Genomic DNA, 22,736 nt, shown 5'->3' with positions numbered 1-22,736 from the left:
GAGAGCAGTCGCATGAGCGCATTCGGTTCCCAGTCCATGGCCCTTCCCCTGAAACGCGTCATCATGCGCATGCCTGACCGCGTCATGGCGGGCGCCGAACGCGACGTCTGGCATTACGGTCCGCAGTTCGATCCGCGCCGCGCATCCGAACAGCACCGCGTCTTTGCCGGTCTCGTCGCCCAGTCGGGCGCGGACATCACCTGGATCAGGGACGGCAATGACGGATTGTCGGATTCCGTGTTCACGCACGATCCCTCCCTCGTCACCGACAAGGGCGCGATCCTGCTGCGCATGGGCAAATCCCTGCGCCTCGACGAGACGGACCTGCACCACGAAACCTACAGCCAGATGGATGTGCCGGTGCTCGGCCGCATCGTCGCGCCGGGCACCGTCGAAGGCGGCGACTGCGTCTGGGTCGACAGCAAGACACTGGCCATCGGCCGCGGTGTGCGCACCAATCAGGCCGGTATCGAGCAGATGGCCGCCATCCTCGAGCCGCTTGGCGTCACCGTCCTCGGGTTCGACCTGCCGCTGTGGCAGGGCGAAGAAGCCTGCCTGCACCTGATGTCGATCATTTCGCCGCTGGCCGAAGACTTGGCGCTGGTGCACCTGCCGCTGCTGCCCGCCGCCTTCTACCAGCTTTTGAAGGAGCGCGGCATCCGCCTGATCGCCGCGCCGGAAGACGAATTTGCCGCCAGCAACGGCCTCAACCTCAACGTTTTGCCAACTGCCCCCTATGAAGTCATCGCCGTGGCCGGATTCGAAAAGACCAAAGCCGCCATGGAAGCTGCCGGCTGCACCGTCACGACCTTCGAGGCGGATGCGCTGTGCATTGCCTGCGAGGGCGGCCCGACCTGCCTCACCCGTCCGGTTTTCCGGCAATGAACGCACAATCGGCTACACGCAAAACCTTTCGCCGTGAGGGCGAAGACAAGCGCCGCGAGGATCTGATCGCCGCGACGCTTGAATGTGTGGCCGAGCGCGGTCTTGCCGGTGCGACCGTGCGCGAAATCGCCCAGCGGGCCGATGTAACCGCCGGGCTGATCCGCTATTACTTTCCGACCAAGGATGATCTGATCGGCGCCGCCTACCGCGCCGTGATGAACCGCATGACCGTGCAGGCCAGCGATGCCTTGCAGAATGCCGCTGACGATCCGCGTTCGCGCCTGCAGGCGTTCGTTACCGCCAATCTCGGCGAACCGATCATGGACCCGCACAATCTCTCGCTGTGGGCGGGTTTCATCGCGCTCGTGCATGCCGACCCGGCCATGGCCGCAGCCCACCGCGACGGCTATCTCGGCTTTCGCGACGAGTTGGAAATCCTGATCCGCGAGGCGCTGCGTGCCGCCGGCAAACCGGCGGAACCGAACCACACCCGCCGCCACGCCATCGCCATCAACGCCATCATCGACGGATTGTGGCTGGAAGGCTGTCTTGCCGGCGATATTTTCGACGATGGGGAATTGGCGGAAACCGGGGTTGCCGCTATTGAAGCCGTACTGGGAATTTCATTACAAGCTGAAGGAGGCGCCCAATGATGCGCTATGCGTCTGTGACCGGCCGTCTGGCCGGACTGGGATCGGATAAATGGGCCGTGCATATCCGTGCGCGCGAAATGAAGCGCGCCGGTCATGAGATCATTGAGCTCACCATCGGCGAACCGGATATTCCCACCCCCACCGACATGCTGGATGTGGCCGAACACGCCATGCGCTCCGGCCGCACCGGCTATTCCAACGGCCGGGGCGAACCCGGCGTTCTCGCGGCGCTTTCGGCAAAGTACACCGCACGCACCGGCCGGGCCATCGGTCCGGAGCATATCCTGTGCTTTCCCGGCACCCAGACCGCGCTGTCGCTCGTCATGCTCGGCCTTGCCGAGGAAGGCGACGAGATCATCACGGGCGATCCGCTCTATGCCACCTATGACGGCGTCGTCCGTGCCACCGGCGCAACGCGCGTGTCCGTTCCGCTGCGGCCGGAAAACGGTTTCCGCATGCAGGCCGCCGATCTGGAAAAGGCGATCACGCCGAAATCCCGTGTCCTCCTCCTCAACACCCCGCACAACCCGACCGGGGCGGTGCTGAGCGCCAAGGAAGTGGCCGAGATCGGTGAAGTCTGCCGCAAACACAATCTGTGGATCGTCTCCGACGAGGTTTACGAACTGCTGATCTTCGACGGCAGTTTTGCCTCGCCGCTCGACCGGCCGGAACTCGCCGACCGGACGATTGCCGTTGCCTCCATTTCCAAATCCCATGCCGCGCCGGGTTTCCGCAGCGGCTGGTGTGTCGGTCCGGCGGAGTTCACGCAGAAACTGCTGCCGCTGTCCGAATCCATGCTGTTCGGCGTCCAGCCCTTCATCGCCGACATGACCGCCTATGCCCTCGGCCAGCCATCGGCCGCCGCTGCCACGATGCGCGAGAGCTATTTCCGCCGCGCCCAGCTTATTTCCAAGCGGCTCGACGGCATTGCCGGCATCGGCGCCGACGTGCCGCAGGCGGGCATGTTCATTCTCGCCGACATCCGCGCCACCGGATTGAGCGGCAATGATTTCGCCATGCGTCTTCTCGAAGAGGAACACGTGGCCGTCATGCCCGGCGAATCCTTCGGCGACAACCTCTCCGGGTACCTGCGTCTCAGCCTCAGCGTCGCCGATGACAAGATCGATGCCGCCTGCGCCGGGATCATCCGCCTCGCAACCCGCCTCCAGCAACGGAAATCCGCATGACCACGGTCGGTGAAGCCCTCGTCCATCTGCTTGAATCCTACGATGTCGATACCGTCTTCGGCATTCCCGGCGTCCACACCATCGAACTCTATCGCGGCCTTGCCGCATCGACGATACGCCACATCACGCCGCGCCACGAACAGGGCGCGGGCTTCATGGCCGACGGCTATGCCCGCGCGACCGGCAAGCCCGGCGTCGCCTTTGTCATCACCGGCCCCGGCATCACCAACACGATCACCGCGATGGGACAGGCGCGCGCCGATTCCATTCCCATGCTGGTGATCTCGGGCGTCAACCAGCGGGACTCGCTCGGCAAGGGCATGGGTTTCCTGCATGAACTGCCCAATCAGCGCGCCATGTTGCAGACGGTTGCAATGTTCTCGCATCGCATTGAAAAAGCGGACGAATTGCCCATCGTGCTCGCCCGTGCCTTTGCGCTGTTCGCCTCGCGGCGTCCCGGCCCCGTGCATATCGAGATACCGCTCGACGTGATGGCGCAGCCGCTGGATGGTGCGAGCCGCCAGTTGTCCGATGCGCCGATCCCGCAGGCATCGGCCGAAACCATGACGGAACTCACCCGCCAGTGCCTTGCGGCGGAACGTCCGGTCATTCTCATAGGCGGCGGCGCCAAGGGCGCTGCGGCGGAACTCAGGGATCTGGCGGAAAAGCTGGATGCGCCCGTGGTGGCCACCACCAATGCGCGCGGCATCCTGCACAATCACCCGCTGCTGATCCCGGCGAGCGCCAGCCTCACCGCCGTGCGCAAACTTCTTGCGGAAAGCGATCTTGTCCTTGCCATCGGCACTGAAATGGGACCGACCGATTATGACATGTATGGCGATGGCGGTTTTCCCGAGTTGAAACGCCTTGTGCGCATCGACATCGATGCCGGACAGCTCGACCGGCGTCCGGCCTTCATGCCCATCGAGGCTTCGGCCAGGGAAACCGTCGAAGCGCTCGCCGCTACCTTGCCCGCGCGGCGCAATACGAAGTCCGGCGAAGACCGCGCCCTGGCAACACGCGATGCCGCATGGGCCGAGATCGGTCCGCGCACGCAAAGCCATGTGCGCTTTCTGAATATTCTGCGCGACACACTGCCGGGCTCACTCATCGTCGGGGATTCCACGCAGGCCATTTATTCCGGCAATCTCTATTACGATCACGACCGTGTCGGCGGCTGGTTCAATGCGGCGACAGGCTTCGGCGCGCTCGGCTTCGGCCCGCCCGCCGCCATCGGTGCGGCCCTCGGGAAACCCGAGACCTCGACGATCTGCATTGTCGGCGATGGCGGGTTTCAGTTCGTGCTGGGAGAACTCGGCGCTGCGGTCGACGAGAAAGTCCCTGTTATTTTCGTGGTCTGGAACAATCAGGGCTATCAGGAAATCGAGCGCGCCATGCGCGATGTCCACATCAATCCGGTGGGCGTGCGTCCCTCGGCGCCCGATTACCTGAAAATCGCCGAGGCCTATGGCGTGGCTTCGCAGAAGCTGAAAACATTGGAGGAACTGCCCGCTGCTCTGTTGGAAGCCAAGGCGAGCGGACAGCCCTATCTGATTGAAATCGATGAAACATTGATTGGTTGATGGCTTCATGCCATCAACCATTTCTGCCCGTTACGGCCGGTGGATCGTCTTGACCTCGAGAAAGTCTTCCAGCCCGAATTTGCCGCCCTCGCGGCCATTGCCCGACTGCTTGTAGCCGCCAAACGGGCTGCCATAGCGATGCGGTCCGCCATTGATATGCACCATGCCGGCTTTCAACCGTGACGCCACGCGCTCGGCACGCTTGGCATCGCCCGTCTGCACATAGGCGGCAAGGCCGTACGGCGTGTCATTGGCGATGGCGATGGCTTCTTCCTCCGTATCGAACGGAATGAGCGCGAGCACGGGCCCGAACACTTCTTCCCGCGCAATGCGCATATCGTTGCGCACGTCGGCAAAGATGGTGGGGCGGACGAAATAGCCGGTCTCATAGCCCTCCGGCTTGCCCGCACCGCCGACCAGCACGCGTGCGCCCTCGGAAATACCCGCTTCGATCAGGTTCTGCACCCGGCCATACTGGATATGGCTGACGAGCGGGCCGATATGATCGCCCTCCTCCTGCGGATCACCGACCTGTGCCTGCCTGCCGGTGGCTTCGGCGATTTTCACCGCCTTGTCATAGACCGAGCGCTGCACCAGCATGCGCGTCGGCGCATCGCAGGACTGGCCGCTGTTGTTGAAACATTCGAGCACGCTGCCCGCCACGCGATCTTCCAGATCGGCATCCTCGAACACGATGTTCGGCGACTTGCCGCCCAGCTCCAGCGTGACGCGCTTGACCGTTTCGGCCGCGTCCTTGCTGACGGCGATACCGGCGCGGGTCGAGCCGGTGAACGACATCATGTCGACGTCCTTGTGCTTGGACAGGGCCGCGCCCACCGTCGCACCATCGCCATTGACCAGGTTGAACACACCGGCGGGAAAGCCCGCTTCGTCCACCATCTCGGCATAGAGCAGCGCGTTGAGCGGCGTGAACTCGCTCGGCTTCAGCACGCAGGTGCTGCCGGTGGCCAGCACCGGGACGACCTTCAGCGCGATCTGGTTGATCGGCCAGTTCCACGGCGTGATCAGCCCGCACACGCCGATAGGCTCGCGCACCAGCAGATCGCCGTTCGGCAGTTCCTCGCGCATGTGCAGGGCTTTCAGCGCGTCGATAAAACCCTGGAGATGACCGACGCCGACATCCGCCTGCTGCTGGGTGCTCATGGTGATCGGCGCGCCGAGTTCCAGTGTGATGGTCCGTGCCATCTCGTCGTAGCGGCGCTTGTAGATCGCGAGCAGCTTTTCCAGGAGCGCCAGCCGCTCCTCCACCGACGTCCGGCTGTAGGTCTGGAAGGCCGTCTTCGCCGCAGCCACGGCGCGGTCGATATCGGCGGCCGTGCCCATGGAGATGACGGCGACCGGCTTTTCCGTTGCCGGGTTGATCACCTCGAGATCATTGGCCTTGAGAGGCGGCACCCACGCGCCATTGATGTAGAAATCCCGCTTGATGAGCATCGTCGCCTCCTTATGAATGCCGTTTGTCCCGGAAATGGTATGGGGCTTTTCATCCGGATACCAGACGCAAAAGCGACGGAAAGTTTATCCACTCTCACCCCGCCGACCGCACCAGCGCCTGTGCCATGCAGTGAATACCGCCGCCGGTTTTGGAAATCTCGCTCATATCCACCGCCGCCACTTCAAATCCGCGTGCGCGCAGCTTGCCGATCAGCGTCCTGCTCGACGACGGCGCGATGATCCGGTCCTTGCCCAGCGCCATGAAGTTGCAGCCGAGATTCATCGTATCCTCAAACGGCACGTCGATGATCTCGTGGCCCTTGGCTTTCAGCCAGTCGACAATGCCCGGTTCGGTGCAGGCGAGGCACACGGCGGTCAGTTTCGGCGCAATCGGCACCACCATCAGGTCGATATGCACGTAATACTCGTCGATGAAGGCAAGGCGCGTCTCCCAGCCTTCCCGCCGAAACCATTCCTCCACCTGCCGCGCGCCCTCTTCCTGCGTGCGGGCGCCGCCGCAGCCGATGAGGACACAGCCCTCCTCGATCACGTTGAAATCGCCGCCCTCGAAGGTGCCGGCGGTCACCATGTCATAGATCGGAATTCCAAGCTTTTCATAGGTGCGGATCGCGGCATAGTTTTCGCCGCGCCGCCACCAGTTGGCCATGGCTGTGATGATGGCGCCATAGGGCGTCATGACGCTGGAATCGCGGGAATAGACCTGCATCGGCAGTTCCGGTTCCGGCTCATGCCAGTGGATCTTCACACCGAAATGCTCATAGGCGGCGACCAGTTCCTTGTGCTGGGCCTGTGCGGTCTGAATGTTGCACGGCGCCTCGCGCAGATGCTTGCGTGACAGCGAGCTTGTCGCCATGTGGCGCAGGAAGGCGGGCGAGCCCAAGAGTACATCGGTCAGCGGGTCGGTTTCGTTGCGAAAGCCCCAGCCTTTCAGCGGCGCGGTGCCGCCGTTCGGATTGCGGCGCTTCAGCGTGAACGCGTCGCCGTCAAAACCCTGTTCATGGCGTGTCATTGGTCCGTCTCCTCGTCAGGGGCGCGTGGGTATCCACCACTCCCGCCCGCGTGCAGTGGTCACATATTCCGGCCAGCGGAAATGAATCGGCGGTTCGTAGTCGCACAGCGGTGCGATCCAGTTTGACCCGCCAACGCCGCCGCCGGTGCGTTGAATGAATTCATCCTTTGCCTTGTCCCTCGCCCCGCCATCCTCAAGCAGGCGCAGGGCCGTCAGCGCCACCGTCTTGGCGGCGGTTAGCACCATCGGATCGATCGTTGCAGGGATACCGCCGAGCGCATTCATCACCCAGCCCGGATAGGCAAAGCCTTTCGGTGCCTTCAGGGCGGGACGCGCCACGTAGAACCGCACGGTGGGCGCATGCCACGTCATGTCGGTATAGTCGTCGGAGGTGGAATTGATCTGCGACGGCGGCAGGTCGCGGCGCAGGATCGCCTCAGCTTCTACAGGCGCGATCAATGCCTCGCATTCATCGAGAAACGGGTCCTGCATCGCATCGATCCCGGCATTCACCTGAATCTCCCGCGCAACCGCCTTTGCCGCCTCGTTCCAGCGCGGTGCGCCGACAGCCTGCAGGGCATCCCAGGTCACTTCGGCCATGGCATGGTTGGCTAGGCCGGGCCGCGATTTGCACACCCAGTGCCGCTCCACCCGGCAGCCGGTCATGGCGGCAGCGTGCTCGGCGTTGCGGTCGAGCACGGCGGTGACGCGCTCGGCCGTGGCAATGTCAGGCACGCGCATCATGTACTGGATTTCGGCAAGCCCGGCCGGAAGATTGTCGGCGGTCGCCTGCCCCGCCGTCAGAATCGCCTCGCTGATCGACCAGCCGCCCTGATGCGGCAGCATGGAATCGCGCAAGGCTTTCGAGGCCATGTACATCATCATCAGCGCGTCGTTGGCGCCGGGCGCGCGCACCGCCGAATGGGATTGCGGGATCGGCGCGCCGTCGCTGAGCCCCCAGCCCTCCGGCTGGTCGCAGACAAAGCGGTAGATCATCGAATAGGCGGCACCGCAGTGGGTCTCCCAGCGTACCGTATTGCACAGCGGCAGCATGTAGAACGGATGGAACGAGATCATCCCGTCCAGCCCGTCATAATAGCCCTTGGCGGCATGGATGGGTTTCGAGCCCCGCACTTTTTCAGCGGGTTCGCCGGTGAAGCGCAGCGTGCCCGCAATGCCGTGCTTCTGCATGGCGGCTTTTGTTGCCAGCAGCCCGCCAAGGCTGGAAATGCCGAGGCCGGAATGCGGGTCCGTGTGGCCGCCAGCATGCTCGTTCAGGCCGGGTCTTGGCCGCTTGACCGTTGCCGCGTCCTGGCAGTTGCCGGGGACGGCGTCATACTCCGCATACATGCCGATGACAGGGGATTTGCCGGTTGTTCCCGCCCTGTTGGTCCAGTGCGCGCAGAATGCCGTGGGCATGCCGCCCGAGCCGACCTCGACGTCGAACCCCTCGCGGCGCAACAGCGCCACATACCACTCCGCCGATTGATATTCGCGCCAGGCGGTTTCGCCGAAGTCGAAAATGGTGCGCGTCCATGCCGACAGGTCGGCCTGATGCGCGTCGACAAAATCCAGCGCTGTGCTTCCTGCTGCCGTGATCACCATCCATCTCCCCGTTGCGCCGAGATAATCATCTGGAAGGCGGGACAAAAAGTGATATGTTTTTTCAAAACGTGCAAATTCTATTCACCTCATCAACCGGAATTCCATTCATGCGCATTCCTTCCACCCAGGCCCTGCGGTCGCTCGAGAGTTTTGCAAGGCACGGCAGCGTCTGGCGTGCGGCGGAAGAGCTGCATCTGACCCGCAGTGCGGTCAGCCATCAATTGCGCCTTTTGGAGCGCGATCTCGGCTTCGAACTCTTGCAGCGCGACGGCAAGGGCGTTGCGCTCACGCCGCGCGGCCGCAAATACGCCAATGATGTGCGCAAGGCGCTGATCGTCATCGACGATGCCGGCGGCAGGCAGAGCCCGGCGGGTGTCGGCGGATCATTGTGCGTGAGTTCGACAGCGGGCTTCGCGTCGCTGTGGCTGTGCACGCATATCGCCGAGTTTCAGGAGAAATATCCCGATGTCGCGCTGCGCATCGTCACGCCGCGCAAGCTCGACGACGTGACTGATTCCACCGTCGATATTTTTATAGCCTTCGGCGACGGCAACTGGCCGAACCGCGCGGTGGAACTGCTGTGCGAGGTGGAATTCACGCCGCTGTGCAGCCCGGTGCTGCTCAACAAGATCGGCGGCATTGCCGAACCAAGAGACCTGTTGCGCGCGCCACTGCTGCATCTGGGCGATTTCGAGGACTGGACCCGCTGGATGGCGCTGGCCAATGTCGAGAACCCGGATTCGGAGCGCGGCATCATCTTTTCCGACATGAACCTTGTCTATTCCGCCGCCATCACGGCGCAGGGCGTTGCCATGGGCGATGAGCTCACCTGCCGCAAAGCCATGAAGGCAGGTCAACTCATCCGTCCGTTCGACCTCAGCATCAAGTCGCCGAAGTCGTATTTTCTCGTCACGGATTTCGCCAAGATCGAGCATCCGGCCCAGCTGGCGTTCACGGAATGGCTGAAATCCCGCCTGTCGCAAACGCGCAACGCATGAGGTCAGGAATAACATCTGCTCATGCTGGCGTGAATTTCATTCACGTATCGCGGCAATATATTTCAATTGTCGTCACCGGAGATTGTGCCTAGGCTTTCCCGAAAAGAAGGGGAAAGAGGTCAATCAATGCCTCAACGCATGCAACTGGGCGATGCGAAAGCCGCCGAGATCAAGGCTGTTTCCATTGGCAAGACGTTCGGTGCATTCCGTGCGCTGAAGGATTTGTCGCTCGACATCGGACGCGGCGAGTTTCTCACCCTTCTCGGTCCTTCCGGGTCGGGCAAGACCACGTTCCTGATGATTCTCGCCGGCTTTACCGCGCCGAGCGAAGGCCGCCTGATGATGGATGGCCGGGATATCACCGATGTGCCGGCCGAAGACCGCTCCTACGGCATGGTGTTCCAGGGTTATGCCCTGTTCCCGCATCTGACGGTTGAACAGAATATCGCCTTCCCGCTCAAGGTGCGCGGTCGCTCCGCCGCCGATATCAAGCGCCGCGTCGGCGAGATGGTCGAACGGGTTGGCCTCATCGGGCACGAGAAAAAGCTGCCGACAAAACTCTCCGGCGGCCAGCAGCAGCGTGTTGCTCTTGCGCGGGCACTGGCTTTCGAACCCGCGGTGCTGCTGCTGGACGAGCCATTCTCCGCTCTCGACAAGAATCTGCGCGAGATGATGCAGGAGGAGGTCAAACGGCTGCATCAGGAAACCGGCACGACCTTCGTCTTCGTCACGCATGACCAGTCGGAGGCCCTCGCTCTGTCCTCCCGCGTGGCAATTTTCAACCATGGCGAGCTTTTGCAGGTCGGACGCCCGCAGGACGTCTATGAGCGGCCGGCCAATCGCTTCGTTGCGGAGTTTCTCGGCGAGATCAACCTTCTGCCGCTCGATGCGCTGCGCCTCGACGGCGACAGGGCGGCCGGGCAGTTCGAGGACAGGACCATCGTGCTTGCCCGGACCAAACCGCAGATCGGGCCAAGAGCCGTCGCCGCCGTGCGCCCCGAACATATGACCATCGCAGCAGCGCCGAACAACGCCGGGCACAATGCCATCGCCTGCCGGGTCGAGGACGCGACCTATCTCGGCGCCGTCACCCGCTATCACCTGAAAACCCGCACCGGTGCATCGATCGCGGTGTCGATGCCGACGGTTGCAACGCCGCCCTTTGCGCACCGCGCCGATGTCTGGGTGTCCTGGCCCATAGAACAGGGGTTTTTACTGCCGCACCAGACCTAGAACCATGCATACGGCAAGACAGCCGGACATACGGAATGTGACAATAACAATCCTAGGGGAACACAATGGATCACGCATTTCAAAAAGACTGCCTGGAAATACTGGCTGAAAAGGTGGAACGCGGCGAAATCAGCCGCCGCCGTTTCACCCAGATGGCCGCGATGCTGCTGGCGGGTGCGCCGGCTCTCATGCGCTCGAACCGGGCACTGGCACAGGCGAAAGACCTCGTGCTGGTCAACTGGGGCGGCGATGCCATGACCGCCTATGACAAGGCATATGGCCAGCCCTTCACCAAGGAGAGCGGCATTGCCGTCAAGATGGACGGATCCGGCCCGACGGAAGGCGCCATCACCGCCCAGTTCAAGAGCGGCAAGCCCAGCTGGGACCTGATGGACATCGATCCGTTCTCCGGCATTACATTGGGCAAGCAGGGCATGCTCGAGCCCATCGACTACGCCATTGTCGACAGGAAAAAGATGCGCCCCGGCTTTGGCTGGGATCATGCGGCATCGACCTATTTCTTCTCCTACATCATCGCCTATGACTCGTCGAAATTCGGCGATCACGTGCCAACGGGGATGGCCGACTTTTTCGATGTGAAGAAATTCCCCGGCAAGCGCTCCCTCTACAAATGGGGCTCGGCGATGTGGGAAGCGGCGCTGATGGCCGATGGCGTGGCGCCGGAAAAACTCTACCCGCTCGACCTGAAGCGCGCCCATGACAAGATCGCCGCCTTCAAGGAAAACGTCGTGGCCTATTGGGGCGGCGGCGCCGAGAGCCAGTCCGTGCTCATGGACGGCGAAGCCTCCATGGCGCTGATCTGGTCGACCCGCGCGCAACTGCTCGAAAAGGATTCCGGCGGCAATATCAAATTCGTCTGGGATCAGGGCCTGATTTCACCCGGCGCCCTGGCCGTGATGAAAAACAATCCCGGCGGCAAGGACAATGCGATGAAGTTCATCGCCAGCGCGCAGACGCCGGAACGCCAGCTGCAGATGTTCGAGCTGCTCGGACAGGGCCCGGCCAATCCGGCCACCGATGCGCTCATTCCAGCCGACAAGAAGCGGGTCAACTGCGTCGATCCGGCCAACATGGCCAAGCAGATCCCGCTGAACATGGAATGGTATGCCGAACACTATGCCTCGGCTTTCGACGAATACACGAAAGTCATCTCGGCTTGAGCATGGCTTGGTGATCTTCCCCTTGCGGGGGAGATCACCGGCCGCATTTTGACAGCAACAGGGATTTTGAATGGGAAAGTCGGCGACATCACGAACAATCCTGCTGCTTGCGCCGCTGCTGCTGTTTCTCGGGCTTGCCTATGTGGTGCCGTTTCTCGGTGTCGTCAGATGGAGCGTCACCCTGCCCGAACCGGGTCTGGGGCAATATCGCGCCGTGCTTACCGATCCGCTCGTCCAGTCCGTGTTCATCCGCACGCTGCGCATCTGCCTGATCGTCACCGCCGCCGTGCTGGTCATGGCCTATGCCATCGCCTATGTCTGGGTGCGCGGAACACCGGTGCAGCGCATGCTGGCGGAATTCTGCATTCTCGTACCCTTCTGGATTTCCGTGCTGACCCGCGCCTTCGGCTGGCTGGCGCTTCTCTCCAATCGTGGCCTGATCAACACCTGGCTGCAGGCGGCCGGTATCATCAGCGAACCGCTGGCGCTTGCCCGCAACGAGTTCGGCGTCATCGTCGGCATGACGCATTTCCTCATTCCCTTCGCGGTCTTTCCCATTGCCTCGGCCATGCGCGCCATTGACGAGCGCGTGCTTCTGGCGGCGCGCGGCATGGGCGCATCGCGCAGCCGCATCTTCTGGAGCGTCTTCGTGCCGCTGACCTATGGCGGCCTGATCGGCGCGGCGCTGATCGTCTTCGTCTTCGCCCTCGGCTTCTTCGTCACCCCGGCCATTCTCGGCGGCGGCCGCAGCGTCATGGTGGCAGAACTGGTGTATCTGCGGATCTTCCAGAGCCCCGACTGGGGGCTCGGTGCGGCGATCAGCGTGGTTCTGGTGCTGTTCATCGGCATCCTGCTCGCACTCATGCGCCGCTTCATCAAACCCGCGCATCTGGTGGGCTGACCCATGCAATCATCCCGTCCCGGTCCCGTCCTCCTGATCATTGCCACCGCCGTCGCGCTGTTCCTGCTGATGCCGCTTCTGGCCGTCGTGCCCGTGTCGTTCACGCCGCAACGGTTTCTGTCGATGCCGACGGGCACGCTGTCGCTGCGGCATTATCAGGCCCTCATCGACAATCCGGCATGGGGACAAAGCGTACTGCTCAGCCTGCGCATCGGCCTTCTTTCCAGCGCCATCGCAACGGTGCTCGCCACGCTGTTCGGCCTCGGCATCTGGATGTTCCAGCCGCGCTTTTCCGCGCTGCTCATCGGCTTCGTGCTGCTGCCGCTCATCGTCCCGCCCGTCGTGTCGGCCATGACGCTGTATTTCCTCATGACCACGCTTTCCGCCTTCAACAGCTTCATCGGCTATGACACGTGGATCGGCGTGGCGCTGGCCCATGCGGTGATGATCACGCCCTTTGCCGTGGTTCTCATCCTTGTGGCGCTGTTCCAGGTGGACCGGCGCATCGATCTTGCGGCGCGCGGTCTTGGCGCTGATCTGACCACCCGCGCCTTCCGCATCATGATCCCCAACATCAAATTCGGCATTGCCACAGCGGCGCTTTTGTCCTTCGTGCTGTCGTGGGAGGAGATCGGCGTCACCCTGTTCATCACCAGCGTCAATGCCATTACGCTGCCGCGCCTGATGTGGATGGGCCTGCGCGACAATATTGATCCTGCCATCGCCGCCATTTCCGTGCTTCTGATCATCGTCACCGCGGTCATCCTCGCCCTGAGGATTTTTATCGAACGGCGCGGGACATCGGAGACAAAATGATTGCAGACCATAGTGTAGCGGCGCTTGAGGCGATAACCGGCGCGGGCGGAATCAAGACGGGCGAAGCCTTGCGGGCCATTCATCCGGGCTCCGATCCGCACAATCTCGATGCGGGGCTGATGGTCATCCCCCGGAATGTCGAACAGGTCTGCGCCATCGTCAAATTCTGCAACGGCAACCGGATCGCCATTGTCCCGCATGGCGGGCGCACCGGCCTTGCCGGCGGCGCCGTCTCGCAGAGGGACGAAATCATTCTGTCACTGGCTGCGCTCAACCGGATCGAATCCGTGCAAGCGGCGGCGGGAACCGCCATCGTCGAAAGCGGCGTCACCCTGCAGGCGCTGCAGGAGGAAGCCGCCAAGGTCGGCCTCACCACCGGCATCGACATCCCCTCGCGCGGCAGTGCCACCATTGGCGGCATGATTTCCACCAATGCCGGCGGCATGGAGGCATTCCGGCTCGGCGTCATGCGCCAGCGCGTGCTGGGGCTTGAAGTGGTCCTGCCCGACGGCTCCGTCATGAGCGATCTCGCCGAGGTAACCAAAAGCAATGAGGGATATGACCTGAAGCAGCTCTTCATCGGCGCGGAAGGCACGCTCGGCATCGTCACCCGCGCCGTCCTCGCGCTGGCGCCGGTCGACCGGTTTACCGCCACCGCGCTTGTCGCCTGCCCGTCCGCCGCAACGGCGGTGTCGCTGTTCCAGACGCTCCGGCAGGATCGCGCGCTGCGTCTGCTGCGCACCGAATTCATGGCGCAGAACTACTTCAGCCTTGCCGTCGAAGCCCTTGGTCCCGCATCGCTCGCCGCATTCACCGCAGCGCCTGTCTATCTCATTGTCGAAACCGAGGGCCTCGACCAGCAAGCCGCACAAACAGCGCTGGAAGAAGCGCTTGGCGCTGCCATCGAAAACGAACTGGTGCTCGATGCCATCATTGCCCAGAGCGGCAAGGAACGGAACGACATCTGGAATATCCGCGAAGACAGCAATGTCATCACCCGTGCCTATCCGCATGGCTACTGGTTCGACATTTCCGTGCCGCTGCAGCATCTGGACGCCTATCTCAGGCAGTTCAACAGGGGCGTCGCGGCGCTCGGCGCTGATGTCAGGGGCTTTGCCTTCGGCCATCTCGGCGACGGCAACCTGCATATCTGCGTGGCGGGCGAAGACGAGAACCCGCACAAGGATGCGGTCAAGGATATCGTCTATGCCAACCTGCGGCAGATGGGCGGCTCCTTCTCCGCCGAGCATGGAATCGGCCTGGAAAAGATGCCGGAACTGCAGGCGCTGGCCGATCCGGTAAAACTTGCCCTGATGCGGACGATCAAGCGGACAATCGATCCGAACGGCATCATGAACCCCGGTAAAGTTATTGGTTAGCCATTCAAATAACACATGGCATTACTGGTGTGCGTGGTTCGACAAGCTCACCATGAGGGAGATTGGTGCTTTGCAGGGAGCCATATTCTGCAGGAGTGTTCAAACTCAACATTTCCGATTGGCCTTGCAGCCCGCCATCTCCCTCATGGTGAGCTTGTCGAACCACGCACGGTATCATTGCAACAAGCGTATTCTGCTCTTCCCAGCCATGTCGCTGAGAACAAAGCATGTGGCGCGTTCGGGCTTCTCGGGCACCCCATGCAGGGTTATCGTTTCAGCCATGGTCCAGCCTTTCTCCTATCGGCTTTGTACAGGCCGGGTGCAGTCCCTGCGTCCGGTGCTGCTGCGAACGGCCATCTCCACCACCAACACCATAAAACCAACAAAAGGGGTTCTCACATGAAGACACTATTGATGAGCAGCGTCATGGCCTTTGCCCTGATGGGTGCCGCGGGCGCGGCTTCGGCAGCCGAGTGCGGTGACGTGACCATTGCCAGCATGAACTGGCAATCGGCGGAGGTTCTGGCCAATCTCGACAAGATCATTCTCAACAAGGGCTATGGCTGCAATGCCGACATCGTGCAGGGCGATACGATCCCGACCCTGACATCGATGACCGAAAAGGGCCAGCCGGACATCGCTCCCGAAGGCTGGGTCGATTTCATGCGCGATATCCTCGACAAGGCCGTTGCCGACGGCAAGCTCGTCTATACCGGGAAATCGCTGTCGGATGGCGGCGTTCAGGGCTGGTGGATTCCGAAATACATCGCCGACGCCCACCCCGACATCAAGACCATCGACGATGCGCTGAAACATCCCGAACTGTTCCCGGCGCCGGAAGACGCTTCCAAGGGCGCTGTGTTCAATGGTCCTCCCGGCTGGGGCGGCACGCTGGCGACCGCACAGTTCTTCAAGGCCTATGATGCGGAGAAGAAGGGCTTTACCCTGGTTGACACCGGGTCGGCTGCCGGCCTCGACGGGTCGCTCGCCAAGGCCTATGAACGCAAGCAGGGCTGGGTCGGTTACTACTGGGAACCCACCGCCCTCCTCGGCAAGTACCAGATGGTCAGGCTTGATCACGGCGCACCTTTCAACGCGGCGGAATGGAAGCGCTGCAACACCGTGGCCGATTGCGCCGACCCGAAAAAGAACGCCTGGGAACTGGCCGAAGTGGATACGGTGGTCACCAAGAAGTTCAGCGAAAAGTCCGGCCCGGTCATGGACTACCTGAAGGCGCGGTCTTGGTCCAACAAGACCGTCAACGAACTGCTCGCCTGGATGACCGACAATCAGGCAACCGGCGAAGACGGTGCAAAATACTTCCTCAAGAACCACGAGGACATCTGGACCAAGTGGGTCAGCGCCGACGTGGCAACAAAGGTGAAGGCTTCGCTGAAGTAACACTGGCTGGCGTCGTTTATCTCCCCCTCATTGGGGGAGATAGCTGCCGCATCACGCGAGCGCCGTCAAAACCGGATGGCGTAACGCAGCCCGTCATAGATGGCGGCATGGATATTGCGGGCATGCACCGCATCGCCGATCCGCAACAGATCGAATTGCCCCTCCGCCAGCCGCTGCGGGAAAATCGCGCCGCCATTGACCAGATTGCCGTAGTCCACCGCACCGCCATTGCGCGACAGCGGCTTCAACTCGCGGTAAAGATCGTCGATCGGCAAGGTGCCGTGCTCGACAACCACCTGATCCACCAGCCGTTCCTCGCGATAATCCGGATTGAAATCCGAGCCCAGTGTCGCGACAAGCTGGTTGCCGTTGCGGGCGACGCTCATCAGCCGCGTGTTGATGGTCACCCGCACCCCGTGCTCGTGGAACGCGCGCATATAGGGCACGTGGTTCATGCCGCCCATCTCCGGCGCGAAAAACCGTTCCGGGCTGACGAGTTCGAGCTTTGAACCGGCGCGTGCGATCATCTCCGCCGCGCTCATGCCCTGATGGCCGCCATTGTCGTCATAGAGCAGCACCGATTCACCCGGCTTCACCGCGCCCGCCAGGATATCCCAGCTTGAGGTGACCAGATCATCGCCCGCCGCCAGGGGCGGATTTTGCGGCAACCCTCCGGTGGCGATCACCACCACATCGGGCGAAAGCCCAAGCACATCGCCGGTTTCGGCCCAGACATTGTAGCGCAGGGAAACACCCAGCCGCTGCAGCTCCTCAAGCCGCCAGTCGACAATGCCGATCATCTCCTTGCGCCGCGGATTCTGCGCGGCAAGGCGCACCTGCCCGCCCGCATGGTCCGAGGCCTCCAGCACGGTGACGCTGTGCCCGCCTTCGGCCGCAACACGCGCCGCCTCCAGTCCGGCAGGCCCTGCCCCGACGACCACGACCGTCCGGCTGATTGCCGCTTTGGCGATGGCGTGCGGCATGCTGCCTTCGCGGCCGGTCGCGGCATTGTGGATGCACAGGGCCTCGCCGCCCTCATAGATGCGGTCAAGGCAGTAGGTCGCGCCGACGCAGGGGCGGATGCGATGCTCCTCGCCCGCCTCGATTTTCCGCACGATATGCGGATCGGCAATATGGGCGCGGGTCATGCCGACCATGTCGAGCTTGCCCTCGGCAATGGCATGGCGGGCCGTGGCTACATCGGCGATGCGCGCCGCATGGAAGACCGGAAATTTCGTCTCCTGCCGGATATCCCCGGCAAAATCCAGATGCGGCGACGAGCGCATGCCCTGCACCGGAATGACCTCGTTGAGCGCTGCATCCGTATCGATATGGCCGCGAATGATGTTGAGAAAGTCGAACTTGCCCGATGCCGCGATGCGCCGGGCGATCTCGACGCCCTCCTGCCGCGACAGGCCCTGCTCCCAGTCCTCGTCAGCCACCATACGGATGCCGACGATGAAATCCGGGCCGACGGACCGGCGCACAGCGTCGATCACCGCCCAGGTGAAGCGCAGGCGATTGTCGAGCGAGCCGCCATATTCATCGTCGCGCCGGTTGGTGGCGGGCGACCAGAACCCGTCCATCAGGTGGCCGTAGGCTTCGAACTCGATGCCGTCGAGTCCGGCCGCCTGCATGCGCTGCGCCGCCGATGCATAGTCGGCAACAATCCGCTCGATATCCCAGTCTTCGGCCTCTTTCGGAAAGGCCCGATGGGCGGGCTCGCGCACCGGCGAGGCGGAAACCACGGGCAGCCAGTCCGCCTTGTTCCAGCTGGTGCGGCGGCCGAGATGCGTCAGCTGGATCATCACGGCGGCACCGTGTTCATGACAATCGTCAGCAAGGTCGCGCAGCCAGGGCACGATCTCATCCTTATAGGCATGAAGATTGCCGAAGGCCGGCGGCGACTCGCGCGACACGACCGCCGACCCCGCCGTCATCGTCAGGGCGATGCCGCCCTTGGCCTTCTCCGCATGGTAGAGCCGGTAGCGGGTCTTCGGCATTCCGTTTTCCGAATAGGCCGGCTCGTGGCTGGTCGACATCAGACGGTTTTTCAGGCGCAGATGTTTCAGCTGATAGGGTTGCAGAAGCGGATCGGCATGTGAGGACAATGGTCTGGGTTCCCGTTGTTTTGGGCACCTTAACTTGCCATTTGGATATGGTGTTTCTCGGCTGCGACCTATTCTGACACGAAGTCGCCCTTAACGGTTTAATCTCTGCGCAACCGTAACGGCCATGACTCCCGCTTTACCGGATTCGCCCACGGCATCTGGCGACGAAGCGGCGGAAAGGGATTATGCGCCTCCAGACCCAGCGCAACGGTCGTAAAAGCTGATTGATAGCGCCAAAGGTAGCTTCATGTTGAATTTGCCGCTGTTCGATCTGGTGAATAGCCCATTGCAAATGACCAATGCGGTCAAGGACAGTTTGCTCCGAATTCCGGATGGTTGATAGGATGGCCTGAATGAGGCCTAAATTACCCGGTTCCTTGCTTAAAAACTCTCTTAAAAGGCCATTGCGGTAAAGAATGTTATAGTCGATATGCTGGCTTATACCATCGACGGTCGAGTTTCCGTACGCCCGATTGGTTTGAGATCGACGGCGGTGGCAATGATATGCCAAGCTGCTGCGAATAGTGCCGATATCACCAAGGGTGAGCAGGCGCAGATTGAAGTCCCAATCACCCAGAACGGCCATTTGAGGATTAAAGGCGCCAAGACTATCGACCGCCGCTTTTCTGACCACGAGACTGATGGGAGGGAATGTGTTGCGTATCAGCAAGTCGCTCATATCGATGCGGTCAGACCAGGAACCCCAGGCCTCGCGCCTTTCCTCGATAGTGGAATTGCCATCCAGACGCTCGTGTATGACTGTGCAATTTGTGACAACAGCGACATAAGCGGCATTTTCCGGCTCGCTCAAAAATGCGGTTGTCTCCTCAAGAAATGAGGGATCCCAGGCATCATCATCGTCGTGAATTGCGACGAAATCGCCTACTGCCTCCTCTAGAGCGGCGTTCGATGCCGCTTCCATGCCAAGACTTATTGGATGATGTTTGACCGTCACCCGCCCGTTAAAAGCATTTACATGCCTTTGCAGGAGCTTTTCCACCGGCAGCGGATCGCCGCCGTCATTCACAAGATAGAGATGCCAATCTTGATATGTTTGATTGAGAATGCTGGCGAAGGCACGAGCCAGAAGCAACGGTCTATCTTTGGTGCGCGTGACGACGACGACGCGCCCTCCTTGCTCGCGGCATGGCAAAGAGCGCATGCTGTTGGGGAAGATATGTTTGATATGCATTTTTAGATAATTACCTAAAGAAACTGCTTAAGGGTACGTTCGTTCAAATGGCTGAGATACTGGCTGGCTAGTTGACGAATAAACTCACGTTGTTCACCATTCGCCGTTTGTAGCCATTTGCCAAGCGTGCCTGTCCGCCACCCTGTTCGCCAGAATTGTTCCTGGGCTTGGTTCGGTTCGGCGGGCATCACCGGGCAAATAATGGGGTTAAAAACGGAGTGGTCAAAATTGGCACTATGCCTGATCTGTGACAATAAATGTATTTCATTGGAGGTGGGTGAAAGAACAACCGCTCCCAAGGCCGCGATGGCAACGTCCTTGCATAGATCATTAATTCCTAAAGACCCCACGCGGTTGTTTTTGAACAGCCCGGTGATGGTGTGGAGCACACCCTCCTGAAAGTGTTGGGTAATTGCGCTATACTGATCCATCTCTAGGGGATTTTCGGCACAAACAGGCTCCCACCGTTCCTGCCTTTGCTGATAGGAAACAACTGTTCCGTGAGGAGCAGAATGCAGCTCTTCAAGAATTTCGACCGCACCGTGGATTTCTGCCTGCTTTTCCATTGTGCTGAAATCTGAAGCAAAGGCTGCTTCCAGGAGGCCAGCAGCATATCGATTGCCCCGTGCGGCCGGCCAAAGGCCGTAGTAAAATCCCACGAGCGAAACTGCCTGATGGTCTTCTTCCATCAATGTCCGCAACGATCGTTGCATTGTTCCATGCCAACCCATATCGACAATTGCCAGATTGCCGGGTGACATAAACCCCTCTTGTTTCAAGTATTGCGTGAGCCGATCGCGTTCATCCGCCAGATTGCGATAAATGAGTCCCGCGTGCCGTTGCAGAAGCTGTTCAAAACTTGCAACGATATTCGCTCCATTCAAGCGCACATCCACAGATCCGAAACATGTGATGACATCCCTGAGAATATCAGGGTCATCAGACAAGCCAATGCGTTGCAACGCGATCTCCATTGTCGTCCAACCATCACTACTGCTCAAGAAACTTAACAGCGATGGTGAGAGCCGCCGGGAAGTGCTCTCAATATAACCGCATGCCAAATTGAGCGGACGCCTTGAAATAGCGAGGTAACGGCTTTCGATACCTGTTTGAGCCCCCAGTCCGGCTGCATCCCAGGCAGCTTTGATAAGCCAACCGTCGCGTGCACAGAAATACAATCGATCGATCTTGTGCAGTGTGGCTCTGCGTTGAAGCCAGTCTATGAAACTTCCTACTACTATGCCTCCAAGGCATTTACCCATGTTCCTCCACTGATCACGATCGGAAATTGGCATTCGCGACGACCTTGACTCTAAAGTCAGGCGGCGTTGAAAATAGGAGAACGGCAAGATCGATGGGTTCAATGCTCCGCCAACACGACGTTCAGAGCGCGCACGTTCGTAAGAAACTGTCGTGATACCGAAATTTCTCGGATTGTTACAGTCAGACCACTCGTCATCTCCGATATGGAGTATCTTTTGAGTGCACTGTGATTTTACCACCTCCCAAATAGCACCGGACGCCTTGGTAACGCCAACCTCATTCGAGATGTAGAGTGCCTGCCACCCGTGATATCCAGCATCTCCCAGAATTTCGGCCAAGAATGCTGCGGGAAGATACATATCGGATACGAAAATAAACGCCTTGCTCCGTTTGGTTAGTCGACGGGTGAGCTCCAGGATATCGGGGACGGGTTGCAGCACTTCACGTTCTACCGCTAGCTCGGTCCGCAATGCTTGTTCCCATGCCGAAAACTTGGGAAGCTCTGTTAAAATTGCTCCATAAATGTCATTGAGACCAACGTCCTCTGCCCCGGTGCTAAGCTGTTTCAGATTTCGTGCATTTGCTTCAGCTCTCTCGCGGGCGGCCGCATAGCCTTTGGCAATCTTACCGAAGAGCACGACAAGCCGCCGCTCCACTTCAGCAAAAACATCCGCTGGGCTATCGGTTATTCGAGTCAATGCCGTATCAAATATATCGAGAGATATAATTTCGGACGCCTGCGCAAGCTCCACAGTGCGGGCTATGAAATCTTCGTCAACCGCCCAATCGAACAACACATTCATTAAATTCGGCTCTCATTAAGAATATTGGCAATATTTGATACCCCGGCTCTGTTGTCGATGAATGGCTGATGCAACAGCCAGATCTAAGGCCCGCCGGTCCAAGCCAAAAGTACGTCGCCCAAATTGACGCATTTTGTTTTTCTACACGGACACTCTCCTGTGGGCTGCCGTCTCGACTTTAAAACATGTCCCTCCGGGAGATGGTTTGAACCCAAAAGGCGGCATCCAGCAATTATCAATTAGTCTAAGATATGGAGGTTCCTAAACCTCTGCATCACGCTGTCGGCGTCTTTCGAACTTCACAACCGCTTGATCGCACAGAAATTCCCTAAATCCGCTCCGCCGCACCGCGTCTACATCCTGGATGAAAATTTTTCATGCCGTGTTTCGCATGGATGCAACCAACAGCGGAGAGATCGCCCCGATGATCAGTGAGATCACCTGCCCTGACAACAAGAGCGCCCTGTGCGCCGACATCATGAGCGGCCTGCCGGAATGGTTCGAGGAACCGGATGGCATTGCTGCCTGCGCCAATCTGGTGACGGGGCTGCCCGTTCTCGCCCATACGGACGGCGGAACCTGCACCGGTTTCATCGCGCTCAAATATCACCCGCCGGCGGCGGCGGAAATCCTTGTAATCGCGACACGCCGGGAATTCCATGGCCGGGGGATCGGCCGTTCCCTCCTCCAGGCCGCCGAAGCCCATGCGCGCCAGTCCGGCTGCTCCCTGCTGACGGTCAAGACGCTGGCGCCGCGCGGCCGGCATGAACCGCATCTCGACAGCACGCGCGCCTTCTATGACCGCAACGGTTTTCTCAAGGCGGAAATCTTCCCCACATTGTGGGCGGAAGGCCATCCGTGCCTCTTTTTGGTCAAACCGCTGCACTAGGCGATCACCGCAAATCTCCTGTCCGGAGCCGGTTTTGCTCGACCCATCGTCATGCTGCCGCGCTTCTACCGTGTTGATGAAATACGATGCGGCTTGGAATTGTTCTGCCAACCGGTGTATAGGCAGGTCCGGCAGGGCCTTGCCCGCATGCTAAAGCCCGCATTGTAAGGA

General features: G+C 60.7%; 18 protein-coding genes. 12 read left to right on the top strand and 6 right to left on the bottom strand.

The genetic code is table 11. From position 1 onward, the window contains the following. The first annotated feature begins 12 nt into the window (after positions 1-12). The 4 genes from ACZ5FP_RS11160 to ACZ5FP_RS11145 are packed head-to-tail and all read left to right on the top strand — an operon-like array spanning position 13 to position 4,308. Positions 13-885: a dimethylarginine dimethylaminohydrolase family protein gene (locus tag ACZ5FP_RS11160; protein ID WP_105732940.1), complete on the top strand. Its 873-nt coding sequence runs from the start codon at positions 13-15 to the stop codon at positions 883-885. After that, positions 882-1,538: a TetR family transcriptional regulator C-terminal domain-containing protein gene (locus tag ACZ5FP_RS11155; protein ID WP_223615075.1), complete on the top strand. Its 657-nt coding sequence runs from the start codon at positions 882-884 to the stop codon at positions 1,536-1,538. Before ACZ5FP_RS11160 ends, ACZ5FP_RS11155 begins: the two co-directional genes overlap by 4 nt. Then, positions 1,538-2,725, top strand: a complete 1,188-nt coding sequence (locus ACZ5FP_RS11150; RefSeq protein ID WP_464663243.1) for a pyridoxal phosphate-dependent aminotransferase — start codon at positions 1,538-1,540, stop codon at positions 2,723-2,725. The genes ACZ5FP_RS11155 and ACZ5FP_RS11150 overlap by 1 nt, the downstream gene beginning before the upstream one ends. Beyond that, positions 2,722-4,308, top strand: a complete 1,587-nt coding sequence (locus ACZ5FP_RS11145; protein ID WP_464660160.1) for a 5-guanidino-2-oxopentanoate decarboxylase — start codon at positions 2,722-2,724, stop codon at positions 4,306-4,308. The genes ACZ5FP_RS11150 and ACZ5FP_RS11145 overlap by 4 nt, the downstream gene beginning before the upstream one ends. A gap of 30 nt (positions 4,309-4,338) precedes the next feature. On the opposite strand, the gene ACZ5FP_RS11140 is transcribed toward ACZ5FP_RS11145, so the two are convergent. From ACZ5FP_RS11140 to ACZ5FP_RS11130, 3 genes are all read right to left on the bottom strand, one after another. Beyond that, positions 4,339-5,763, bottom strand: coding sequence for an aldehyde dehydrogenase family protein (locus tag ACZ5FP_RS11140; RefSeq protein WP_464660158.1), 1,425 nt, complete (start codon positions 5,761-5,763; stop codon positions 4,339-4,341). A gap of 94 nt (positions 5,764-5,857) precedes the next feature. Further along, positions 5,858-6,793 (bottom strand): dimethylarginine dimethylaminohydrolase family protein, encoded by a 936-nt coding sequence (locus ACZ5FP_RS11135; RefSeq protein ID WP_464660157.1) that lies wholly within the window; start codon positions 6,791-6,793, stop codon positions 5,858-5,860. A 15-nt stretch (positions 6,794-6,808) separates the two neighbouring features. After that, a complete protein-coding gene (locus ACZ5FP_RS11130; RefSeq protein ID WP_464660155.1) occupies positions 6,809-8,398 on the bottom strand; it encodes a zinc-binding metallopeptidase family protein in 1,590 nt (529 codons plus the stop codon). A gap of 107 nt (positions 8,399-8,505) precedes the next feature. Between ACZ5FP_RS11130 and ACZ5FP_RS11125 the strand changes: the two genes are divergently transcribed. From ACZ5FP_RS11125 to ACZ5FP_RS11095, 7 genes are all read left to right on the top strand, one after another. After that, a complete protein-coding gene (locus ACZ5FP_RS11125) occupies positions 8,506-9,396 on the top strand; it encodes a LysR substrate-binding domain-containing protein (RefSeq protein ID WP_346305234.1) in 891 nt (296 codons plus the stop codon). Positions 9,397-9,522: 126 nt separating this feature from the next. After that, positions 9,523-10,629 carry an ABC transporter ATP-binding protein gene (locus tag ACZ5FP_RS11120; protein WP_464660153.1) on the top strand — a complete coding sequence of 369 codons (1,107 nt, stop codon included), beginning with the start codon at positions 9,523-9,525 and terminating at the stop codon, positions 10,627-10,629. A gap of 65 nt (positions 10,630-10,694) precedes the next feature. Continuing rightward, complete coding sequence (locus ACZ5FP_RS11115; protein WP_223615081.1) at positions 10,695-11,810, top strand: ABC transporter substrate-binding protein; 1,116 nt, start codon at positions 10,695-10,697, stop codon at positions 11,808-11,810. Positions 11,811-11,880: 70 nt separating this feature from the next. Next, positions 11,881-12,711 (top strand): ABC transporter permease, encoded by an 831-nt coding sequence (locus ACZ5FP_RS11110; protein ID WP_346307238.1) that lies wholly within the window; start codon positions 11,881-11,883, stop codon positions 12,709-12,711. 3 nt (positions 12,712-12,714) lie between these two features. Next, complete coding sequence (locus ACZ5FP_RS11105) at positions 12,715-13,527, top strand: ABC transporter permease (RefSeq protein WP_464660151.1); 813 nt, start codon at positions 12,715-12,717, stop codon at positions 13,525-13,527. Continuing rightward, positions 13,524-14,906, top strand: coding sequence for an FAD-binding oxidoreductase (locus ACZ5FP_RS11100; protein WP_464660149.1), 1,383 nt, complete (start codon positions 13,524-13,526; stop codon positions 14,904-14,906). The genes ACZ5FP_RS11105 and ACZ5FP_RS11100 overlap by 4 nt, the downstream gene beginning before the upstream one ends. 399 nt (positions 14,907-15,305) lie before the next feature. Beyond that, complete coding sequence (locus ACZ5FP_RS11095) at positions 15,306-16,307, top strand: ABC transporter substrate-binding protein (protein ID WP_223615085.1); 1,002 nt, start codon at positions 15,306-15,308, stop codon at positions 16,305-16,307. A gap of 65 nt (positions 16,308-16,372) precedes the next feature. Here the strand turns inward: ACZ5FP_RS11095 and ACZ5FP_RS11090 are convergent, their stop codons facing one another. The 3 genes from ACZ5FP_RS11090 to ACZ5FP_RS11080 form a co-directional block, all read right to left on the bottom strand. Next, positions 16,373-18,418: an oxidoreductase gene (locus tag ACZ5FP_RS11090; protein WP_464660147.1), complete on the bottom strand. Its 2,046-nt coding sequence runs from the start codon at positions 18,416-18,418 to the stop codon at positions 16,373-16,375. A 136-nt stretch (positions 18,419-18,554) separates the two neighbouring features. Further along, positions 18,555-19,610 (bottom strand): glycosyltransferase family A protein, encoded by a 1,056-nt coding sequence (locus ACZ5FP_RS11085; protein ID WP_464660145.1) that lies wholly within the window; start codon positions 19,608-19,610, stop codon positions 18,555-18,557. A gap of 14 nt (positions 19,611-19,624) precedes the next feature. Then, positions 19,625-21,676, bottom strand: a complete 2,052-nt coding sequence (locus ACZ5FP_RS11080; RefSeq protein WP_464660143.1) for a hypothetical protein — start codon at positions 21,674-21,676, stop codon at positions 19,625-19,627. Positions 21,677-22,100: 424 nt separating this feature from the next. Between ACZ5FP_RS11080 and ACZ5FP_RS11075 the strand changes: the two genes are divergently transcribed. Next, positions 22,101-22,565 (top strand): GNAT family N-acetyltransferase, encoded by a 465-nt coding sequence (locus ACZ5FP_RS11075; RefSeq protein ID WP_464660141.1) that lies wholly within the window; start codon positions 22,101-22,103, stop codon positions 22,563-22,565. Positions 22,566-22,736 lie beyond the last annotated feature (171 nt).

It is taken from the genome of Phyllobacterium sp. T2-21 (genome assembly GCF_055378485.1).
The sequence above is the reverse complement of the archived record's forward strand: the minus strand, read 5'-3'. Positions and strand labels throughout refer to the sequence as shown.

What these genes read in the sequence shown, in the direction of transcription:
- ACZ5FP_RS11100 (WP_464660149.1), top strand. Translation starts at nt 13,524, where the DNA reads ATGATTGCAGACCATAGTGTAGCGGCGCTTGAGGCGATAACCGGCGCG.
- ACZ5FP_RS11080 (WP_464660143.1), bottom strand. Translation starts at nt 21,676, where the DNA reads ATGAATGTGTTGTTCGATTGGGCGGTTGACGAAGATTTCATAGCCCGC.
- ACZ5FP_RS11085 (WP_464660145.1), bottom strand. Translation starts at nt 19,610, where the DNA reads ATGCATATCAAACATATCTTCCCCAACAGCATGCGCTCTTTGCCATGC.
- ACZ5FP_RS11105 (WP_464660151.1), top strand. Translation starts at nt 12,715, where the DNA reads ATGCAATCATCCCGTCCCGGTCCCGTCCTCCTGATCATTGCCACCGCC.
- ACZ5FP_RS11110 (WP_346307238.1), top strand. Translation starts at nt 11,881, where the DNA reads ATGGGAAAGTCGGCGACATCACGAACAATCCTGCTGCTTGCGCCGCTG.
- ACZ5FP_RS11160 (WP_105732940.1), top strand. Translation starts at nt 13, where the DNA reads ATGAGCGCATTCGGTTCCCAGTCCATGGCCCTTCCCCTGAAACGCGTC.
- ACZ5FP_RS11150 (WP_464663243.1), top strand. Translation starts at nt 1,538, where the DNA reads ATGCGCTATGCGTCTGTGACCGGCCGTCTGGCCGGACTGGGATCGGAT.
- ACZ5FP_RS11120 (WP_464660153.1), top strand. Translation starts at nt 9,523, where the DNA reads ATGCCTCAACGCATGCAACTGGGCGATGCGAAAGCCGCCGAGATCAAG.
- ACZ5FP_RS11115 (WP_223615081.1), top strand. Translation starts at nt 10,695, where the DNA reads ATGGATCACGCATTTCAAAAAGACTGCCTGGAAATACTGGCTGAAAAG.
- ACZ5FP_RS11145 (WP_464660160.1), top strand. Translation starts at nt 2,722, where the DNA reads ATGACCACGGTCGGTGAAGCCCTCGTCCATCTGCTTGAATCCTACGAT.
- ACZ5FP_RS11140 (WP_464660158.1), bottom strand. Translation starts at nt 5,763, where the DNA reads ATGCTCATCAAGCGGGATTTCTACATCAATGGCGCGTGGGTGCCGCCT.
- ACZ5FP_RS11155 (WP_223615075.1), top strand. Translation starts at nt 882, where the DNA reads ATGAACGCACAATCGGCTACACGCAAAACCTTTCGCCGTGAGGGCGAA.
- ACZ5FP_RS11135 (WP_464660157.1), bottom strand. Translation starts at nt 6,793, where the DNA reads ATGACACGCCATGAACAGGGTTTTGACGGCGACGCGTTCACGCTGAAG.
- ACZ5FP_RS11125 (WP_346305234.1), top strand. Translation starts at nt 8,506, where the DNA reads ATGCGCATTCCTTCCACCCAGGCCCTGCGGTCGCTCGAGAGTTTTGCA.
- ACZ5FP_RS11075 (WP_464660141.1), top strand. Translation starts at nt 22,101, where the DNA reads ATGATCAGTGAGATCACCTGCCCTGACAACAAGAGCGCCCTGTGCGCC.
- ACZ5FP_RS11095 (WP_223615085.1), top strand. Translation starts at nt 15,306, where the DNA reads ATGAAGACACTATTGATGAGCAGCGTCATGGCCTTTGCCCTGATGGGT.
- ACZ5FP_RS11130 (WP_464660155.1), bottom strand. Translation starts at nt 8,398, where the DNA reads ATGGTGATCACGGCAGCAGGAAGCACAGCGCTGGATTTTGTCGACGCG.